The organism is Promicromonospora noduliphila (assembly GCF_056951025.1).
This window is the reverse complement of the sequence record NZ_CM167806.1, coordinates 5,980,949-5,999,846: the sequence shown is the minus strand read 5'-3', so window position 1 is coordinate 5,999,846 and position 18,898 is coordinate 5,980,949. Positions and strand designations below refer to the sequence as shown.

The 18,898-nt window shown below is 70.1% G+C and carries 17 protein-coding genes; 11 read left to right on the top strand and 6 right to left on the bottom strand.

The window, feature by feature from the left end; translation table 11 throughout:
• From AC0QU1_RS26265 to AC0QU1_RS26240, 6 genes are all read left to right on the top strand, one after another.
• Entirely contained in the window at window positions 1-921 is a 921-nt protein-coding gene (locus AC0QU1_RS26265; protein WP_483573587.1) for a hypothetical protein, read from the top strand.
• Between the two features lie 86 nt (window positions 922-1,007).
• Entirely contained in the window at window positions 1,008-1,298 is a 291-nt protein-coding gene (locus AC0QU1_RS26260) for a hypothetical protein (protein ID WP_483573586.1), read from the top strand.
• 11 nt (window positions 1,299-1,309) lie between these two features.
• Window positions 1,310-1,690 (top strand): TadE family protein, encoded by a 381-nt coding sequence (locus tag AC0QU1_RS26255; RefSeq protein ID WP_483573585.1) that lies wholly within the window; start codon window positions 1,310-1,312, stop codon window positions 1,688-1,690.
• A 212-nt stretch (window positions 1,691-1,902) separates the two neighbouring features.
• The gene (locus tag AC0QU1_RS26250; protein ID WP_483616347.1) at window positions 1,903-2,283 is read left to right on the top strand and encodes a TadE/TadG family type IV pilus assembly protein; all 381 of its coding nucleotides are present in this window, start codon (window positions 1,903-1,905) and stop codon (window positions 2,281-2,283) included.
• 143 nt (window positions 2,284-2,426) lie between these two features.
• The gene (locus AC0QU1_RS26245; RefSeq protein ID WP_483616345.1) at window positions 2,427-2,819 is read left to right on the top strand and encodes a pilus assembly protein TadG-related protein; all 393 of its coding nucleotides are present in this window, start codon (window positions 2,427-2,429) and stop codon (window positions 2,817-2,819) included.
• Window positions 2,819-7,378 (top strand): LysM peptidoglycan-binding domain-containing protein, encoded by a 4,560-nt coding sequence (locus AC0QU1_RS26240; RefSeq protein ID WP_483573582.1) that lies wholly within the window; start codon window positions 2,819-2,821, stop codon window positions 7,376-7,378. Before AC0QU1_RS26245 ends, AC0QU1_RS26240 begins: the two co-directional genes overlap by 1 nt.
• Window positions 7,379-7,566: 188 nt before the next feature.
• Here the strand turns inward: AC0QU1_RS26240 and AC0QU1_RS26235 are convergent, their stop codons facing one another.
• Window positions 7,567-7,773 carry a hypothetical protein gene (locus tag AC0QU1_RS26235; RefSeq protein WP_483573581.1) on the bottom strand — a complete coding sequence of 69 codons (207 nt, stop codon included), beginning with the start codon at window positions 7,771-7,773 and terminating at the stop codon, window positions 7,567-7,569.
• A gap of 229 nt (window positions 7,774-8,002) precedes the next feature.
• On the opposite strand from AC0QU1_RS26235, the gene AC0QU1_RS26230 reads away from it, so the two are divergent.
• Window positions 8,003-8,596 carry a DUF6318 family protein gene (locus AC0QU1_RS26230; protein ID WP_483573580.1) on the top strand — a complete coding sequence of 198 codons (594 nt, stop codon included), beginning with the start codon at window positions 8,003-8,005 and terminating at the stop codon, window positions 8,594-8,596.
• A 14-nt stretch (window positions 8,597-8,610) separates the two neighbouring features.
• Window positions 8,611-9,471 (top strand): hypothetical protein, encoded by an 861-nt coding sequence (locus AC0QU1_RS26225; protein WP_483573579.1) that lies wholly within the window; start codon window positions 8,611-8,613, stop codon window positions 9,469-9,471.
• Window positions 9,472-9,479: 8 nt separating this feature from the next.
• On the opposite strand, the gene AC0QU1_RS26220 is transcribed toward AC0QU1_RS26225, so the two are convergent.
• Entirely contained in the window at window positions 9,480-10,013 is a 534-nt protein-coding gene (locus AC0QU1_RS26220; protein ID WP_483573578.1) for a PDDEXK nuclease domain-containing protein, read from the bottom strand.
• A gap of 290 nt (window positions 10,014-10,303) precedes the next feature.
• Between AC0QU1_RS26220 and AC0QU1_RS26215 the strand changes: the two genes are divergently transcribed.
• A complete protein-coding gene (locus AC0QU1_RS26215; protein ID WP_483573577.1) occupies window positions 10,304-10,969 on the top strand; it encodes a hypothetical protein in 666 nt (221 codons plus the stop codon).
• Between the two features lie 53 nt (window positions 10,970-11,022).
• Window positions 11,023-11,943: a hypothetical protein gene (locus tag AC0QU1_RS26210; protein WP_483573576.1), complete on the top strand. Its 921-nt coding sequence runs from the start codon at window positions 11,023-11,025 to the stop codon at window positions 11,941-11,943.
• A 124-nt stretch (window positions 11,944-12,067) separates the two neighbouring features.
• Here the strand turns inward: AC0QU1_RS26210 and AC0QU1_RS26205 are convergent, their stop codons facing one another.
• The 3 genes from AC0QU1_RS26205 to AC0QU1_RS26195 all read right to left on the bottom strand — a co-directional run bounded on the left by AC0QU1_RS26205 (window position 12,068) and on the right by AC0QU1_RS26195 (window position 17,431).
• The gene (locus AC0QU1_RS26205) at window positions 12,068-12,955 is read right to left on the bottom strand and encodes an HNH endonuclease (RefSeq protein WP_483573575.1); all 888 of its coding nucleotides are present in this window, start codon (window positions 12,953-12,955) and stop codon (window positions 12,068-12,070) included.
• 69 nt (window positions 12,956-13,024) lie between these two features.
• The gene (locus AC0QU1_RS26200) at window positions 13,025-13,855 is read right to left on the bottom strand and encodes a response regulator (RefSeq protein WP_483573574.1); all 831 of its coding nucleotides are present in this window, start codon (window positions 13,853-13,855) and stop codon (window positions 13,025-13,027) included.
• 171 nt (window positions 13,856-14,026) lie between these two features.
• Window positions 14,027-17,431 (bottom strand): DEAD/DEAH box helicase, encoded by a 3,405-nt coding sequence (locus AC0QU1_RS26195; protein ID WP_483573573.1) that lies wholly within the window; start codon window positions 17,429-17,431, stop codon window positions 14,027-14,029.
• Window positions 17,432-17,568: 137 nt separating this feature from the next.
• Between AC0QU1_RS26195 and AC0QU1_RS26190 the strand changes: the two genes are divergently transcribed.
• Window positions 17,569-18,390, top strand: coding sequence for a hypothetical protein (locus AC0QU1_RS26190; RefSeq protein ID WP_483573572.1), 822 nt, complete (start codon window positions 17,569-17,571; stop codon window positions 18,388-18,390).
• Window positions 18,391-18,478: 88 nt separating this feature from the next.
• Here AC0QU1_RS26190 and AC0QU1_RS26185 read toward each other — a convergent pair whose 3' ends face one another.
• Window positions 18,479-18,883 (bottom strand): hypothetical protein, encoded by a 405-nt coding sequence (locus AC0QU1_RS26185; RefSeq protein WP_483573571.1) that lies wholly within the window; start codon window positions 18,881-18,883, stop codon window positions 18,479-18,481.
• Window positions 18,884-18,898 lie beyond the last annotated feature (15 nt).

The window sequence follows — 18,898 nt, the reverse complement described above, 5'->3', positions numbered from 1 at the left end:
ATGTGGCCATGGGCAGTGGGTGCCGGCCTGGTCGCGGGGTTCGGCCTGTTCCTCGTGGTGCGCGAGCTCCTGCCGTCGACGCCGGGACTCCAGTCCGCGCTGGACCGGCTCAGCGGTGAGGACAAGGTAGAGCCCATCACCGTGTCCGACGGCGGCGAGCTGACCGCCACCCAGCGGTACACGCAGGTGTTCGGGGCGTGGGCGCAGCGCCGGCTGCCCCTCGCGGTGCTGGGTCGCGGCGGCCCGTCGCGCGCGGACCTCGACCTGATCGGCAAGACCGCGACCGACCACTACGGCGAGAAGGCGCTCGGCACGGTGATCGTGCTGGTCGCCGTGCCGTTCCTCGGGCTGTGCGTGGGACTGCTGAACCTCGGGATGCCCGTGTCGGTGCCGCTCGGGGCGTCGCTCGTGTTCGCGCTGGGCGCCTGGTTCCTGCCCGACCTCGACGCGCGGGCCAAGGCCAGGCGGGCCAGGCAGGAGTTCTCCCGCGCCGTGTCGACCTACCTCGAGCTGCTCGCGATCGAGCGCATCTCCGGCGCCGGCGCCACACAGGCGACGTTCGCCGCCGCGCAGGTCGCCGGGTCGTGGCCGTTCCGGCGGATCGCCGCGGCGCTCGAACGGAGCCGCTGGGAGGGCCAGCCGCCGTGGGTGGCGCTGCGCGATCTCGGCAAGGAGGTCGAGGTGGACGCCCTCGGCGAGGTCGCCGCCATCGTGGAGCTCGCGGGCACGCAGGGCTCGGCCATCCACGACCAGCTCCAGTCGAAGGCGGCGGCAATGCGCGACGCGCAGCTCGACGTCGAGCAGCAGCTCGCGCACGACGCGACGGTGCGCATGACCGTGCCCGGGACCATGACTGTTTTTGTGTACTTTTTGATGCTCATCTTCCCCATCGGGGTCACTATGTTTCAGACTGCGCCCTGAACCGGTTCGCCCCCAGTGACATCGCGGTGTCACACGAGCCGCTTCTTACCCATTTGTTTGAAGAAGACTGCACCCCGGGAGTCACCATGAACCAGCACCTGAGCCAGAGCCGCGCGGCGGTGTCGCGTGCCGCCGCCCGAGCGTCGCTGCGCGCGTCCGCCGCGCGGGCCCACCTGGACGCCCTGAACACCCGCTTCGCGGAGCGCTCCGCCGAGCTGCGGCGCCGGCTCGCCGCGCGCGGCGAGGACGAGGCCGGGCTGGAGTCGATCGAGGTCGTCGTGCTGTCCGTCGTGGGCCTCGGGATCGCCGTCGCGCTCGGCGTCGCGATCCGCGGCCTCGTCGAGCGGTACATGGCGCAGCTCGGCGACGGGGGCTAGGGGACGATGGGATGAACGAACGCGGTGCCGCCTCGCTCCAGACCGTCCTCACGTATCCGATCGTCCTGATGCTCATCTTCGCGATGGTGCAGGGCGTGCTGTACTTCCACGCGCAGAACACCGCCCAGTCGGTGGCCAACGGGGCGGTCCAGGCCACACGCGTCGAGGGTGGCAGCATCGACTCGGGCTACGCGGAGGCCGCCGCGCGGCTCGCTCGCGGGGGCGACGCGTTCGCGACGGTCCGGGTGTCGATCACCCGCGGGGAGGAGATGGCGACCGCTACCGTGATCGGGCTGGCGCCGTCGATCGTGCCCGGTTTTCGCGGGCTGCGGGTGGAGCAGTCGGCCACGGGGCCGGTGGAGCGGTTCACGTCGGCGGTGGTGGGGCCATGAGGGTCGGTCGCTCTGGTCGCGTGCGTCTCAGTGTGCGGAAGGATCCGCGCGCCGATGCGTTCACGGGCCCCAAGGGGCCCTCCACTTCGGGAACAGATACATCGGCGCGCAGGTCCTTGCCCGCTCCGAGGCTCCGTTCGGACCGCGCCGACGTCGTTGGTGGGGTTGGCAGGGAGTCGGACGAGGCCGGGAACGTCGCGATCAATACGGCAGTGATCTTTCCCGTGCTGCTGCTCATCGGGTTGTTGCTCGTGATGGCCGGGCGGCTGGTGCTGGCGGAGGGTGTGGTGCAGTCGGCGGCCAACGAGGCCGCGCGGGCGGCGTCGATCAGCCGGACGGCGAGCATGGCGGGCATCCAGGCGACGTCGACGGCGACGTCGACGCTGGTGAACTCCGGGGTGAGCTGTGCATCGACGCGGGTCATGCCGACGACCGACGCGTTCGCCCTGCCGCTCGGAACCGTCGGAACCATCACCGTGTACGTCGAGTGCGTGGTGCCGCTGCGCGACCTCGGGTTGCCGGGCGCACCGGGCTCGCGCACGATCAGCGCGACAGGGACGTCGGTGCTCGACGCGTACCGGGGGCGGTCATGACCAGGGGGGTCAGGCGGATTTGGGTGTGGCGTGTGCGGACGGCGGGGTGGCCGTCGGGCCGGTGGGCGGCTGGGTTGCCGTCGGATAGGCGGACGGCGGCGGGGTCGCCGTCGGACAGGCGGGCGGCGCGCGAGCGCGGCGAGGTGAACATCCTCGCGGCAGGCATGGTGCCCGCGCTCATCATCGCGATCGGCCTGGTGGTCGACGGCGGCGGGCGGCTGCACGCCGAGGACGCGGCCGAGTACGCGGCCGACCAGGCGGCACGGGCCGCCGCGCAGCAGATCCGGATCGACCGCGCGCAGCTCGGCCTGCCGCCCGAGGTGGATCCCGCGCGCGCGACGCAGGCCGCCGCCGACACCCTCGACGCGCTGGGCGTGCAGGGCGGGGTGACCGCCGTCAACGGCGCCGCCGTCAGCGTCGGTACCGAGGTCACGTACCAGACGACGTTCCTGAGGTTGATCGGAATCAGCTCGCTCAGTGTCACGGCCGACGCCGAGGCGCGGGCGGTCCGCGGGATAGGACAGGAGGAATCCTGATGAGCACCTCGACGGTCCAGGGACGTGCGGTGACCGGTGAGCCCGGCGCGCCGCAGCGAGGCACTGGCGCACGCGTGGTGAGAGGACTGGGTGCGGCGCTGCTGCTGGTCGCGCTCGTCGTCGGGATCCCGGTCGGCCTGTGGGTGCTCGGCGGACCGATCTGGACCGGTCCCGTCAGTCTCGACCGGATCATCTCCACGCTGAGCAGCCCCGACGTGACGGGCTCCGTGCTGATCGGGCTGGTCAAGATCGTCGGCTGGGTCGGCTGGCTGACGTTCGCCGTCGCCGTGGTGATCGAGGTGGTCGCGGCGCTGGGGGGCCGGCGCTCGCCGCACGTGCGCGGGCTCGGGGCACAGCAGCGGGCCGCGGCGGCGCTCGTCGGCGCGGTGATCACGATGCTCGTCGCCGCGCCCTCGGTGTCGCCAGCGGCGGCCGCGACGACGTCCGTCGAGACCGGTGAGACCGAGACCGTCGTGACGGCGCCGGTCCTGCCGGGAGTCGCGGGTCCTACCGGCGTCGGCGGTATGGCTGAGGAGGCGGAGGAGCCGGCGGTGGCCGACGATGCGCCGCCGGCCACGTACACCGTGCAGCCGGGCGACTCGCTGTGGCGGATCGCCGAGCAGACCCTGGGCGACGGCGCGCGGTTCAAGCAGATCGCGGACCTGAACTACGGCGTGCGGCAGGCCGACGGTCGCGCGCTCGACGCCGGGAACTGGATCGAGCCCGGCTGGGTGCTGCGGCTGCCGGCCGGTGCGTCGGGCGACGGCGGCGCGGCCGACGCCGGGGACGCGCCTGTGGACATCGGGGCCCCGAACAGCGGGACCGGCGATGGGGCCGGCGGGTCGGCTGACACGGTTGACGTCACGAATCCCGGCGCGGGCGCGGCCGAGGTCGTCGTCGAGCCCGGCGACACGCTGTGGGGAATCGCCGAGGAGGAGCTCGGCGACGGGACCAAGTACCCGGAGGTGTTCGAGGCGTCGCGTGCCACGGAGCAGCCGGGTGGGGGTCGGCTCACCGATCCCGACCTGATCTACCCGGGCTGGACCATCACCGTCCCGGGGGCGGGGGCGGCACCGTCGGGCACCGGGGACGACGGCGGGCGCGCCGGTGGCGCGGGCGCTGACGACGGTGCGGGTGCCGATGGCGCGGCCGGTGGCGATGGCGCCGGGCAGGAGTCGCCGGGTGCGGACGAGCCTGGCGGCGAGGATGCCGGGCCTTCCGCGGGGGACGGGTCCACGCCCGAGGCCGACGGTTCCGACACCACCCCGACCGACCGGCAGGTTCCCGAGCAGACCGCTCCGCCCACCGAGGGGGCGCCGGAGGACCCGGTCGAGCCGGACGGGGGCGGCGCGGGCAACGACGTCGTCGAGGAGGAGCCGTCGGCGGAGCAGCCCGCCGGGGAACGGCCCGCCGGAGAGGCTCCCGCCGTCGACCAGAGCCGGGTGGGGCAGAAGGCGCCCCCGAAGGAATCCGACGCCGGGGCGGACGGCGGCGCGCGGCAGGATGGTGCGCGGCGGGACGGGGCTGGCGAGCCTGACCCGGCGGACGCCGCGACCGGATCGGTGGGTCTCGGCGGGTCCGGTGCCAAGGAGCCCGCCCCCGAGGAGACGGCGGAGGGCAACCTCGTTCCGGAGGCTCCGCCGGCACCGCGCGAGACCCCGGGGCCGCAGTACGACGAGGTCACGCCCGAAGACCTCGAGAACGAGCCCGACCTGGAGCAGAACGGGTCCACGCCGCAGGGCGGCTCGCTGGACGAGTCGGCTCCGGGGGCCGGGCTGATCGCCGACGAGCTCCTGCCGCAGGACCAGCCCGACGTGCCCGCTGCCGAGGAGGCGCCGTCCGAGAGCGGTACGACCTGGGGCGATCTGGCGTCCGGGGACGCGGCGACGGATCGCGGTGCGTCGACCGAGGAGCCCGGGCAGACCACGCCGGAGTCGGACGTCCAGGAGACCTCCGTCGGCGGGCCGGTGACCGAGGAGGTCTCGCCCGAGGCGGTGGCAGGCGACGTGGTGGCGGGCGACGAGCCGGTTGTCGAAGAGGGCGTTCCGGAAGTTCCCGTCGAGTCGTCTCCGCCTGTTGCGGCGTCCCCGTCGGGCTCGGCGTCCCCGGCCGTTGCGGCGGGGGCCGCGGGCCGTGCGGCCGGGGAGGGCTCTGGCGACGCCGGTCAGGACCCCTCGGCGGGTACGGGGGCCCAGGCCGGCATCGTGACCGCCGCCGGTACGGCCGCGCCGAGTGCGACGGGGGGCGACGAGTCCCTGCTGGACACGGCGGTCGAGGTTGTCTCCGACCTCGGTGACGACCTCGACGAGTCGGTCGGGGTGCGCACCGCCGTCGGCGTCGGCGGACTGCTTGCCGCGGGGCTGCTCACGCTGGTCGCCGTCAAGCGGCGCCGGGCGCGAAAGGGGCGCGAGCCGGGCGAGACGATCGTCGTGCCCGGCCCCGAGACCCCGGCGGGTGCGCTTGAGCGCGACCTGCACACGGTCGAGGACCCCTTCGGGCGCACCCAGATGGACCACGCACTGCGCGGCCTCGCGCTCTGGCACCGTGAGCGTGGGCTGTCGCTGCCGGGTGTGCGCGTCGCACGGCTGAAGAGCGGTGAGTTCGTCGAGCTGTACCTCGACCGCCCCGCCAACCTGCCCGAGCCGTGGGCCAGCACGACCGACCGGTTCGTGTGGCAGCTGGCGGCGGGCGACGCCGGCGCGGCGGCGCAGGTCGGTTCGGGCGAGCTGACGGAGGGTCCCGCCGGGACCGCGGACGGCGAGGCACCCTACCCGGCCCTCGTCACCATCGGTCACGACGACGAGGACACCCATCTCATGCTCGACCTCGAAAACCTCGCCTGCCTCGACATCCGCGGTACGGACGCCGCGGCGCAGGCCACGCTCGCGGCGCTCGCGGTTGAGCTGGCGACGAGCCTGTGGGCGGACGACCTGCAGGTCACCGTCGTCGGTACCCTCGGCGAGCTGCCCGGCGTGGTCGACACGGGCCGGGTGCGGCACGTCCCCAGCCTCGAGGGAATCCTCCACGAGCTGGAGGCGCGTGCGTCCGACGTCGACCGCACGCTCGCCCAGGTGGGCGCTACCTCGGTAGCCGACGCGCGGGGTCGCGGGCTGGCGACCGACGCCTGGACGCCGGAGATCCTGCTGGTGGGCGAGCGGCTCGGCCTGGCGGAACGCACGAGGCTGGAGCGTCTGGTCGATCGGGTACCCGGCGTGGGGATCGCCGCCGTGACGTCGAGCGCCGAGGTCGGCGACTGGGTGCTCGACCTGACCGGCGAGCTGACCAACGGCGACACCACTCGCGGCATCCTCACGCCGGCCTATGTCGCGGTGCGTCCACAGCAGCTCGACACCGCCACCTATGCACAGGCCCTTGCCCTGCTGGCGGAGCCCGAGACCGCGGCAGGCCCCGAGTGGAGCCGTTCGATCGACCGCGCTGAACCGTCGCTGGAGGAGATCCCCATGGGTGCTGTCCGCGCTGGTGCCGCGGATTCGGAGGTTGTGGTGGGTTCGGAAGTGCTGGACTCGGGCCTGCTGGGTTCGGGCGTGGCGGGTTCGGAGATGGTGGGTGAGACGGCGGGTCTTGCGCCGGCGCCTGGCTATCTGCCAGGGGCGGCCGGGGGCTCTGCGGAGTCCGGCGAAGAGTCCGACAGGTTCGCGCCGTGGGCTAAGGCAGCCGTGAGCGTGGCGACACCTCCCCTCGGCACGCCCGTCGTCCCGGGTGCCGGGACGGGTGCGGGGCCGGACGAGACGGCTCCGGTGGCCGCTCCTGCCGAGGCGGCTCCTCCGGTGGTGCGAGTGCTGGGGAGCGTGGAGCTCGCCGGTGCGACGGGTGTCGAGCTGCCCTCCACGCACCAGCGGCAGGCGACCGAGCTGATCGCATTCCTGGCGTTCAACCCGGGTTCGCGCGGCTCGGACATCTCGAAGGCGTTGTGGCCGTCCCGTGAGCCAAACCTCGCGACGCGCCGCTCCGCGGTCTCGCGTGCGCGGCGCTGGCTGGGGGTGGACACGTCGGGCCACGAGTACCTGCCCCGCTACTGGTCCACGGACGACGGCGGCCAGGCCGACCTTGAGTCCGCCGGCTACCGGCTGCGCGGTGTCACCACAGACTGGCACCGGTTCTGCGACCTGGTCGGCTCGGACCTGACCCAGACGCCGACGGCGGACCTGCTGGCCGCGCTGGACCTGGTGCGAGGCAAGCCGTTCGAGGGCGTGCCGCTGCGCAAGTATGCGTGGGCGGAGCAGCTGATGCACACGATCTCGTCGGGCGTGGTGGACGTCTCGCACGAGGTGGCCCGGCGTGCGCTGCTCTCCGGCGACGTGGCGATGGCGCGGCACGCCTCGCAGGTGGGCCGCCTGGCCGATCCGGTGGACGAGCGGTCGTGGCGGAACGGCATCCGCGCGGAGATCGCCTCCGGGCGGCGGGATGCGGTCGGGCGGCTCGTTGATCGCCTGCGGGACCACCTGGAGCAGCTCGCCATGGAGCCCGAGCCGGACACCGAGGAGCTGCTGGCGCAGGTGGACGAACAGGAGCGACGCCGGGAGCGCACGGGGCGGTAAGGCGGCTTCGTTGGTGCGGGCTGTGGTTCGGGTCTCTGGAAACAGTTGCTCCCGGGGCTGTGTTGCTGTGGGTCGACGAGGGCTACTCACAGCAACATCGCGTCCGGGTATCTCCTGCTTGACGCTGTCGGCCTTCACGCTGTCGGCCTTCGTTCTGATCGGCCGGAGGTCGTTTGCGCAGAAGGCTCTTAGTCGAACCCGCCCGGTCCGGGGATGGGTGCGAGGTCGATGACGAAGCTGCCGGCGTCCTCGCCGGTGAGCTGGGCGAGCAGGACTCCTAGGGCGGCCTCGGCGTCCTCCAGGAACGTGGCCCGGGTGACGGCGCCAGGGACGCCGAGGGCGCGGACGGTCCACTGGCGCTCGTCGCGAAAGGCGATCGCGGTGTACCTGTTCATTTCGGACACGCTCGTTCGCGCATTAGTGGAGATGGTGATCGGTGATTCCTCATGCCAACAAGCCTGTAGAGCAAAGCGAGGATCCGCCACCCACGGCTGAGTTTTCCACAGGGCCCACTTTCCGGATCGTGTGGGCCCGGCTAGCGTCATTCTCGGTCGTTGCGTATCCGCAACGGTGGAGTCTCGTTGCGTATCCGCAACGACGGGGGCATGAGGGGCAGGGGCGCGGATGGCTGGCGCGGCGATGAGATTGGCGGGGTTGGTCGTGGCGGTCAGCTTTGCGCTGACGGCATGTACCGGCTCGACGCCGGATCGTGACAACACCGTCTCCCCGACGGGTAACCCGTCACCGTCGATATCCGTGAGCCCGTCGCCCTCGGTGTCGCCACCGGCGAAGCCGGAGCGGCCGGCCGCGATGGACCGCGACGACGCGGAGGGCGCGGCGGCTGCGGCGGAGTACTTCATCGAGCTCTACCCGTATGTGATGGCTACGGGGGACACCGAGGAGTTCGAGGCGATGTCGCATCGGGCGTGCGGGTTCTGCCAACAAGCGCTCGAAGACGCAACACGAATTCGCGACCGAGATCAGAAATACGAGGGGGGAGAGACCGAGGTGAAGGTTCTCGAGCAGTACCTCCAAGATGATCTGACCGGGATTTACCCACTGGACGCTGAAGTCAGGCAAGAAGCATCAGAGACGCTGGCCGCCAACGGTTCTGTGATCTCGTCGGCTGAGGCTCAGGTGTCGGAGCATCGTGTCGAAGTAGGTCGGAAGGACGATCGCTGGACGATCGTCGGGATCGCGCCCAGGCCCGAGCAATGAGCACGGTCAGTGCCGTGACCGTTGCAGTTGCGTTGGCTCTCGCGGGTGCATCGCCCGATGAGCAACCGACGTTCAGTGGAACCTCAGAGCACGATCAGATCTCGGTGGAAGCCGTCGCTCCGTCACCTTCGGCTGGCTCTCAAGCCCCGGCGGGCTATTTGGAGCCTAACGTAGCGGCTCCACCCATTCGCCAATGGCGCACTACCCCCGCTATGTGCTTCTTGCGAGATCTCGACGGTGCCACGGTCTTCGCCGAATCCTGCCCCGAAGGCCGTCAGCTCGCCTACGCCGGGATCGAGTGCGAGGACAACGAGCAGGCGGTCGGTGCGCTGTTCGAACAGCGCCGTGAGTCGGGCGGATGGTCGGACGCCGAACTGGTCGAGGAGGAATCCTGCCTGGCGGAGCGTCGCCAGCAGATCGACATCCCAGCGGCCGCGGCTCGCGCGTTCCGGGAGATGCAGATCGCGCCGTCGGAGGTGAATGTGCAGCCGCCGGACGGCTGGACGCTCGTCAACGTCGACACCATCGCCTTCACCGATGCCACTCCCCGCACGATGAGCACCAACTTGTTCGGCATTCCGGTCGAAATCCGAGCGGTGCCAAGCAGCTACTCGTGGGACTTCGGCGACGGGTCGGCGCCCTTCACCACCACCGATCCGGGCGCGCCCTATCCGGCACACACGATCGCGCACGCCTACGCGGAGCAGGGCGAGGCAACGATCTCGCTCACGACCACGTGGCACGGTCAGTTCCGACTGGCCGGCGAACCCACGTGGCGTGACGTGGCGGGAGAGGGGACCACGGTGTCGGCGTCGGGCAGCCTGGAGATCCTGGAGGCGAGGGCACGACTCGTCGAGGACCTGTACGGCGAGTAGGCGGTCCCTCAGCTGGGGTTGGGATCGGCGGACCGGATATTGGTGGTGTCGAGGCAGCGGTCGATCAGGGCGGTGAGCTCGAGTGAGAGCGGGAGTTCGGACTGCTCGGCGGGAGTGAGGCCGTCGTAGAGGGTGATGGCCACGGGGCCAGGCTGCTGGTCCGCGGCGGCGTCGGTGCAGAGCAGCACGCCGACGGTGGGTGCGTGGGCACTGGGTACTCGGACGAGATCGTCCACGAGCTGAAGTGTGTAGCGCGCACGGGCGACGAGGGCTGGGTCGAAGCGACCGATCTGGACCTGGATGGCGATGTAGCGCATCTGGATCACATGGAACAGCAGCAGGTCGACGGTGTAGTCGCGCTCGTCCTCCATGAGATTCACGTGTCGGTCGACCAGGCACATCTGGCGGTGCGGCATCGCGAGGAGGTCCTCAAGATGGTCGACGACGATGCCGGCGAAGCTGCGGCGGATAGAGTCGACCATCTCACCGATGACGTCCTCGAACCCCTCAGGGCGGAAGTCGGTGCGCTCGAAGATGCTCATCAGCCACCGGTCCCGAAGGTGGACTCGGATGGAGCGGTCAGAAGTGTCATGCGTCAAGTGTGTAGAGTAATCGCATCATCCGCCACCTGAGTTGCATATACGCAACGAAGGAACGGGTCTCCCGATCTCGATCATGACTAGCCCATGTCAGAGAAGAGACCCTTCGTTGACCACTGTTGGTTGGATGTTGTGAATTATCACTCCAGCGCCTTGCCGTGAAGACCGATATGGCGCACCCTTGCTTACGGCCGTGTTCACTGAGTTCTGCCCGAAGTTGAGGGAGCTGCCCGATGGTCTCGTCCGCCATCACGCCCACGCGCACGATCGCCGTCCTCATCGGGGTCGCAGTGATTGCGGTGGCTGGTTTCGCGGTCGTGAGATCGGGAGTGTTCGAGCCGGACACGGTCCAAGGTGCGATCCCCGGCCAGGACTCATCGTCCCCCTCGGCTTCGGCCTCTGAGACCCCCTCGCCTCCGCCGTCTCCGACGCCGTCCCCCTCGCCGACAACACCGGCGCAGCTCAGAGCAAAGAACATCGCCGACGCGAAGGCACGTTTGGTCGAGTACTACGCGACAACGGCACAGGTGGCGAACAACGGGTACCAAGACTGGGAAAGCAGGCTCTTGCCGTTCTGGGGAAACCCGGACATCTGGGGACCTACTGGCGACGCGTTCGAGCAGCTTGCTCGCGAGGGTCGATACACGACCGGCGCCGCCAAGGTGGTCGGTTCAGATGTTACAGATTACAAGCCGAACGATAATGGCTTCGAATCCGTGGGGTTGTCAGCATGTGTAGATTTCGGCGCGGTTAGCAACTTTGATAAGAACGGGGATCGAATCGCTCGTCAGGAGGGTGCGCCTAGCCGATATTTGTTCTCTTATCTGATTCGGCATCAGGGCCCCGACACTGCTTGGACGATCAACGTCGAGACTCCACACCCGGAGCAGGCATGCTGAGGCCGGGAATTGCTCTAAAGATGGGCCGAGACCTGGCGCTATCGGGAATCGCTGTGGCGACTGCACTCTTTGCGCTCGCTCCGGTGTCGGATGCGATCGCTAGTGAATGTATCCCCATAACCTTGCCGGACGGCGTTGTTATCCCGTGCGAAGATGACGGAGGTAGCGGCGGTGGTGGAAACGAGGACCCCCCCGTTGGTGGCGAAGGTGGCCCGCAGATCTGCCAGTTCCAGGGCGAGGAGATCCCGTGCTCCTCGCCGTACGGTTCCTGGAATGGACGCTGCTACGAGCGCATTTTTTCTGACAATCCTCAGGATGGTAACGACTGGGAGGGCCACGATGATGGGTTCCTAGTGGAGTGTACGCCGCCCGAATGTGCGGAGAACGACACGCCACCAGCCGATTGCGATGGTTACGCTGTCTACTGGCGCCCAACCGCTCCGGCCCCGGCTGGCCCGTCTGCCGAAGAACTCGCGCGCCGGGCCGTCGCCGCGATGAACCTTTCCATGGGCCAGATCGGCTCCACCCCACCGGTGTCAACCAGCAACCCAAACGCCGTAGGAGCGATCGGGCTTCCGATCTGGCTCTGGGTCGCTAATCCCGCCAACAACACGACCGGCCCGATCGAGAGTTCGGCGAGCGACGGCGGCCTGGTCGTCAGCGCAACCGGGACGCTCGACCGGATCGAGTGGACCCTGACCGCCGCTGACGGCACCATTGTTGGTGCGATCACGTGCAACGGCGCCAACGCACGGGGCACAGCGTACGACGGCCGCAACAGCGCCGAGCCGTCACCCACCTGTGGTTTCGGGGCCGATCTGAACAACACACCGGGCACCCTGACCCTCACAGGTACGGCCTACTGGGTGGTCGAGTGGACGGGCGGTGGTCAGTCCGGCCGGATCGAGGTTCCCCCGCAGAGCAACAGTGCACAGATCCGGATCGGGGAACTGCAGGCGATCATTCGGGACTGACGGCCAGTCGCGCGATCATCGTGCCTTCAGGCCAGGCGGGTCTACTTCGCGCGGCGGTCGATCTGCCGCGGAGCCGATATCGAGCCAGTCATGCTCTGTCCGTCGCGCAGTCGAGGTCTCGCCCTCAGGCATGAACCCCGAACCGTTCGTACCGCCAGGCGAGCAGATCGCGGCTCGGATGATCAGCGGGGCGCTTGGGCAGCTGGATGTGGCGGCCGTGCATCTCCTGCAGTCCGTGCTTCAGCATCGGGCCGTCAGTCTCCTCGAGGAGCTTCGCAGCGATGCGAACCTCGAAGTCGGGCGTGACGCCGAGCATGTTCTGGTCATAGGCGGCGTGGTGGATCTTGCAGAGCGCGAGTCCATTGTTCACGGTTGGGATGCCACGCTCATCCGAGTCCGGAACGATGTGTGCCGCATCGAGCAGGGCGCCGTACTTGAGCTCACACACAGCGCATCGGGTTTCGTAGGCGATGAGGACACGCGTGCGGAACGCCGGCTGATGGAGCCGTTGCTTCACGAGCAGGCGCGCATATTCGCGCTCCGGTTCGGGGTCCTGCTCCGCGTCCGTCCTGGAGGTGAAGGCCTCGTCCAGCGCGATGACGAAGGTGCGTTCCTCCGGGTAGTCGTCCACGACATACACCGGAGCCACCGGCGTGTAGATCTTCGGCACCTCCTTCCGGAACAGGATCAAGGGCGCGCCAGTGTCCATCGCATTGCGGAGCTTGCGGTTGTCCCCGGTCCAAGGGTCGCCGTCCCGGTAGGCGTAGTGAAGCAGTCCATCGTCGGACTCTGCATCGTCATAAGGTCCGTCAGCGGTACTGACGATCGACAAGGTCGATTCGAAGGCCGCTGGATTTCGGATGCCGCGAGAGTAGTCGATGATCGGGAGCCGTTGACCGTCGATCCAGAAGTCCAGCAGGTCGTCACGGTGGATGAAGCCTCCGTTGGCTTCGGCGCGCTCGTTGACCCACGAGATGATGCTGGTACGCAATGCATGTTCGGCGGGGTCCATGAGTACACCTCATCAGACGCGGATCATCCGCGGCACTCCCCAAGAGGGTGAGTCGCGCGGTGCACGACCTCACGCCCCGGCGAACGTCCCCAGCCCGCTCGCGAACTCCACCAGCTCGAACGTCGAGTCGGTGACCAGCGAGGCGCCTGCGGCCAGCGCCGCCTCGGCAAAGGGCCCGACGTTCCCGTAGAGCACGAACGGCGTCGTCGCGTCGTTCGCCCGGACCTGCGTCAGCAGTCGCAGTCCGGCGTCCGGCACGTCGACGCCGGACTCGAGCCGGCCCATGTCCGAGATGATCAGCCCGTACGAGCGTCCGCCGAGGAGGCGCATCGCCTCGTTGGTCGAGCGCGCGGTCTCGACGTCGGCCCCGTCGCGTCGCCACGATTCCGCGAGCATCGCGTTGTTCTCGGGGTGGTCGTCGACCCAGAGGATCGAACGTGGTGTCGGACGCGGCGTCGTAGCCTGCCCACCGGGCACTGTCTGCGTCGGTTGCCAGCGGTCCGGCCGGAAAAACTGGCCGGGTTCGCTGTGTTCAGCGTCCTCGGGCTCCGTCGGTACGGCGTCCGGGGTCTCGATCGGCCGCAGCCCATCGTTGCCTCCCTGACGGTCGGCGTACCCGTTGGGCGACAGTTCCACGGCGTGCTCGCGGAAGTCCCGCCCGACGTCGTCCAGCCGCCGCTTCAGCGACGCGACCTCACGCTGCAGGTCCGTGATCATGTCGGACTGCTGGTCCGTCGCCTGCTTGAAGTTGAGGCGCTGCCCGCCGATCTCCAGGGTCACGTCCTCGGAGTCGCTCAGCTTGGACAGGAGCTGCCTGCCGAAGACCACGAGCACGACGATGACGAGGAGGGGCCACAGCAGGCTGGCGACAGCCCCGATCAGGTCAGCCACGGGAGACACGAGGGCAAACGTACCGGTCAGCGGACGACGGACGGAACGACGACCGACGCCGGCCGGACCGAGGCCTGCGCGACTGTCGGCGAGGCGACCAGCCTCCCAAGCGCCTGCTGGCGAAACTGGACGAACGACAGGTCGCGGCAGGATCGACCAACGGCGCGCAAGAGCCGAGTGTTATCCCTCCAGCAACCCCCGAATATCCTCGACCCCCAGTGCTCCCGCGAACGCGCCGGCGTCGTCGCCCAGGACGGCGTCGAACAGCCGGGCCTTGCGCTCCTTGAGCGCCATCACCTTCTCCTCGATGGTGTTCTCCGAGACCAGTCGGAACACCATCACGTTCCGCGTCTGCCCGATCCGGTGCGTCCGGTCGATCGCCTGCGCCTCCGTGGCGGGGTTCCACCAGGGGTCGAGCAGGTAGACGTAGTCGGCCTCGGTCAGGTTGAGCCCGAACCCGCCCGCCTTGAGGCTGATCAGGAACACTGGCGCCGACCCGTCCTTGAAGCGGCCGATCACCTCGGACCGCCGCGTGGTGGATCCGTCGAGGTACTCATAGGGGATCCCCAGCGACGCGCACATCTCCGCCGCCATGGCCAGGAACGACGTGAACTGGGAGAACACCAGCGCACGATGTCCCTCGGCCGCGACCTCCAGCAGGTGTTCGGCGAGCAGACCCAGCTTGGCCGACGCCACGCCGTCGTACTCGGGGTCCACCAGGGAGGCGTCCAGTGCCATGCGGCGCAGCGTCGTCAGCCCGCGGAACACGGCCACCCGGTTCTCGTCGAAGCTGTCCAGCAGCCCGAGCAGGCGGGACCGCTCGCGCTGCAGATGGGTGTCGTAGATCCGGCGGTGCCGGGCGTCCAGCGTCACGCGGAGCACCTGCTCCTGCCGCTCGGGCAGCTCCGGCGCCACCTGCTCCTTGGTGCGGCGCAGCAGCAACGGCCGGATCCGACGGCGGAGCCGTGCCAGCAGCGGAGCCGAGTCACCCTCGCCCGCAGCGGGTTTGACGTAGTCCTCGCGGAACTTGGCCGCCGATCCGTAGAGTCCCGGCGCGACGATCGCGAGCATCGCCCACAGCTCCATGAGGTTGTTCTCCATGGGCGTGCCCGTGATCGCGAGCTTGAACGGTGCCTTGAGCCGGCGGGCCGACTCGTTGGCGCGCGTCTGATGATTCTTGGCGAACTGCGCCTCGTCCAGGATCAGGCCGCTCCACCCGACGTCGACGAACGCGTCGAAGTCGAGCCGGAAGACCGCGTACGACGTCACGACGACGTCCGCCCCCTCGGCCACCTTCCTGACCGTCGTACCTGCCTTCCGAGCAGTGGTCGGCAGCAGCTCGACCTTCAGGTCCGGGGTGAACCGTGCGGCCTCCGCGGCCCAGTTGCTCACCACCGACGCGGGCGCGACCACCAGGAACGGCGCGCGGCCGCCGTGCTCACCGCGCGAAACTTCTGCCTCGCCGCGGTGCTTCGCGGAGGCACTGAGACCGGTGCCACCCGCGCGCCGGGAGGCTTCCCCGCCGTGCCCCGGCACCTCGCGGAGATCCGCAGGCCGCTCCGGCGCCTCCTGCCGGGCCTGGGCGATGAAGGCGAGGGTCTGGACGGTCTTGCCCAGCCCCATGTCGTCGGCGAGGATCCCGCCGAGCCCGTGCCGCCACAGGAACGTGAGCCACTCGAAGCCGTGCTGCTGGTACGGCCGCAGCTCGGCCTTCAGGCCGAGGGGCGGCGGCACCGGCTCCGGCCCGTCGACGCCGTCCGCGGTCAGCGCGACCAGATCGCTCACCGAGCGCCGCCACCGGTCGGACTGCTCGACGATGTCGGCCACGTCCTCCAGCTCGGCCCACAGGCCGGCGTTGAACCGGCTGATCCGCAGCTTGCCCGGCTGGTCCGAGAGCCGCTGCGCCTCCTCGATGAGGCCCCGCAGCTTCGCGAACACTGGCAGGTCCGTGCGCACCCACGTGCCGTCGGTCAGCATGAACCGCCGCTGGTTCCTGGCGAGGGCGTCGAACAGCGGCCCGAACGGGATCTCCCGCCCGTTGACGGCGACGGTCACGCCGAGGTCGAACCAGTCCATGTCGCCGCTGTCGGTGGCGCGCATGCTGACCACGGGCGTCGCTTCGAGGCCGCGGTACTCGGGAAGGTCGTCGGCCTCGACGCGCACGTCGGGTAGCTTCCGGAGCACGGGCAGCACCAGGGTGGCGAAGTCCATCGCCTGCAGCCCGCGGAACACCTCCGGCGCCACCCGGAAGTGACCAAAGCCCGGCATGTCGCGCACCGCGGCAACGGTCCGGCCGAGGGTCGCGGCCTCCGCCGCGAGGTCGCGCAGGTCAGCGCCCGCCTCCAGCGCCGTGGTGAGCGGGTACTCCTTGTCCGACGGCGGATAGGCCCACCGCCACGTCACGCTGATCTCGGCCGCCGAGACCGCCTCGACCGCAGCGACGAGCTGCGGACGGGGCAGCTCCGGTAGCTCGACACCGGCCTCGGCGCGGACGCGCACCTCACGGCGGAGCCGTGGCAGGTAGTCCTTGAGGAACTCGTCGACCGCGTCGGCCGGGATGTCGACGTCGGCCAGGAGCACCGCCGCGCGCTCCTGATCGGTGAGCGGCGCCGCGGTCGGGCCCAGGGTGATCGTGCGGCCGGAGGGGGACTCCTCGACCGCGAACAGGCCGTGGTGGCCCAGCGGCCCGACGGACGTCGCCGTGGTGACCACGCCGTCGAAGGCGACGGTCCGCGCGAGGCGCGCGCCGCCGTCGGGCAGGGAGAGGTCCATCGCGACGGAGGCCTCGCGGGCCAGGCGGACGGACTCGCGCTTGGACTTGCCGACGAGGCTGATGCCGAGGTCAGCGGCGGCGGAGAGGTGGTGCCAGAACGGGCGGGCTAGTACATCGTCCAGGCTGATCCAGTCGCCCGTGCTGAGGTATCCGTAGCCGTGCGGGCTCGTGGCGCGCAGGGCGTCCATCGTGGTGAACCACTCCCGGACCAGGGGGTCGACGCCGCGGAGGAACCCGTTGCGGATGTAGTTCCAGGAGGCGGTGCCGCCGACCCACGCGCCTCGGTCGTTGCGCTGGACCGGCCGCATCGACAGGGACAGGGTCTGCGCCGAGGCCGTGCCGTCGATCCGGAGCTGCAGGGCCAGCTCCGCCTGGGCGTCGTCTGCCGACGGGTCCGCCGGCAGACCGGCGGCCGCGGGCACGAGCCGTTGCACCGCCGCCTTCCACTCCGGGACCTGCGGTGCCCGGACCAGCGACGACGCCGGCCGGACCATCGAGGCCGGCCCGTCCGACCCCGACTCGATGAGGGTCGCCGCCACGTGCTTGCACGCGGACCCGACGGGGCAGGTGCAGTCAGAGCCGACGACGACGGGCGGCCCGGGCTTGTCGGCCCTGAACTCGATGGAGCACGAGTAGGTGCTGCGGCCGCTGCCGCGGACCCACGAGATGAGCAGCAGGTCGTCCGGCAGCCACTCCCACGAGATGACCCGGCCCTGCCGTTGGTAGTCCTCGCCGCGCTGGTACGCGCCACTGCCCACCAGCAGCTTGATGGCCGCGGGGTGGAGGCGCGGGGCGGGGATCGGCGTGGGCACCCGTCCATGGTTCCACGCCCCGGGACCGGGTCCCCGACGTTATCCACAGCGTGCCGCCAGGTCGACGGCGAGGTCCGACGCCGGGAGTTCGCCGGCGGGCCACCACAGTGTCAGTGGCTCCTGGGAGAGTGTGCGTCATGGACTTCATGCCCGAGGCCGGCCGGCGGCCCGCCGCGCTCAGCATCATCGTTCTCGCCGTCGCGGCGTGGGTATCGGTGCCCCTGCGGGTGTTCATCCCGGGGGCGCAGCTCGAACTGGGCTTCACGGTGGACAACGTGGTCTTCGTGGTGGAGAACGCCGCGATGATGGCGACCGTCGTGCTGGCGGTCGGCGCGGTGGCACTCCGCGCGCGGCCGCTCCTGGTCGCGGCGGCCGTCGTGGCCGGCGTGCACCTGCTGTTCCAGCTCGGCACGGTGGTGGTACAGCTCGTGCTGGGCGCCCGGCCAGAGCTGATCCTCGGCACCCTGGTCGCGGTGCTCGTCCTGGGTGTCGTAGGAGCCGGTGCGCTGCTCGCCCTGCTCCTCAGCGACCCGCGGTCGGCCCGGCGCACGGGCCTGGTCGTCGCGCTGGTCGGGGCCGTTGTCCACACCCTCTGGGCGAGCGTGGCGCTGCCCCTGATCGCGGTGCTGTCCTACGGAGGTCCGCTACCCGGGATGATCGGATCCCTGCTGCTGACCGCGGCGCTGAACCTGCTTGTGGTCGCCGCGGCCGTGTTGTTCGGCTGGGCGTCGCCCATGGCGCGGCGCATCGGTGCGCTGCTGGCCGCCGTCGTCGGGGTGCTGGGGATACTGGGGGCGTTCGGCTCGCTGGCCGTCTTCGGCTGGGGGTACGCGGCCGTGCAGATCCTGCAGGGGCTCCTGACGGTGGGCGCCGCAGCGCTCGCGGTTGTCGCCGCCCGCCGCCTGGCTGCGGCCGCCGCGCCACCGGACGCGGACGCCGTCGTCGCCGCCGAGGCATAACCAGGACGTGTCGTGACCAGGAGCCGGGCCGTGTCGTGATCCAGGACCGCGACGACTGGGATCTGCCGTGGCCGAGATCCCGTTCGAGCTACTTGGCGGAGCTGGCCCGGATCTCCTCGAGCGCCACGACTTCGAGGATCTGCTTCACGATGATCGGGCCGACGGACTCCCAGGAGAGCATCTCTGCGATCACCATGTAGGACAGGTCGTCGCCGGTGAAGCAGCCGCCGCGGTGCAGGGCGTTGAGCAGCCGGTGCTTGGGCCAGGTGAGGTCGTCGAGCCGCTCGACCCGCCGCACTGCGGGAAAGAGCCGGCCGACGGGAAGCGGCTTGAGACGGGTCACGGCCGCATCAGCGAGGCGCGCGACACCGAGATCGGTCTTGCTGTCGACCCGGCCGACGTACCAAGCGTCGTCTTCAGCCATGACCTCGCGGAACCAGGGGAACACCTCACCCCAGGTGGGCGTAGGGGTGACAGCGGGTGCGTCGGACATGAACGGGAGCCTTCC